General features: G+C 57.9%; 1 pseudogene. It reads left to right on the top strand.

What is annotated here, in order from left to right:
- Nucleotides 1-110: 110 nt before the first annotated feature.
- Nucleotides 111-344, top strand: a pseudogene (locus tag NKJ91_RS33775) (transposase); the annotation flags it as partial.
- Nucleotides 345-516 lie beyond the last annotated feature (172 nt).

The following is a 516-nucleotide window of genomic DNA, read 5'->3' as shown; positions in this document are numbered from 1 at the left end:
TGGCGTGCTCCCGGTGCCCCTGTCCCGGATGGTCGCACCATACGCCGAAAATCGCTCATCTCCAGCGGGGATCGGATGGCACCGTCATGATCATACCGGTTACGAACTGAATAGAAGCGTTGAACTCGAAACTCGACGGGCTGTCAGGGCCAGGGGCCATTACCCCAGGGCGGCGACCAAGCTGCTCTGTCTGATCTTGAACCGATCCGAGAAAGAGTGGAAAATGCCCCGACGGGAGTCAACCATGTGCCCGGTCCATAATGTCGACCATCTGTCCGGTTGCGCAGGCCAAGGCTCAGTTCGCCGTCATCTTCGGCGAGCGCTTCATCCGGGCAATGGCGGCGCAATGTTCAACCGCCCGCCCGCACACGGAATTCCTGACAGTCCCGCCTTACGCCTACTACGCCACCCACTTCCGATTAAACAAAGGAAGCCCTTGTGTGTTCGTCTTAACAAAAGCCCTCAAGTCCGCCACGATGTCCTGCTTACTGGTAGACGTAACGACCTTTCCAATCA

Source organism: Mesorhizobium sp. M0040, from assembly GCF_040323505.1.
Classification (GTDB): Bacteria; Pseudomonadota; Alphaproteobacteria; order Rhizobiales; family Rhizobiaceae; genus Mesorhizobium.
Note: the sequence above shows the minus strand (reverse complement) of the source record. Positions and strands in the feature narration are given on the sequence as shown.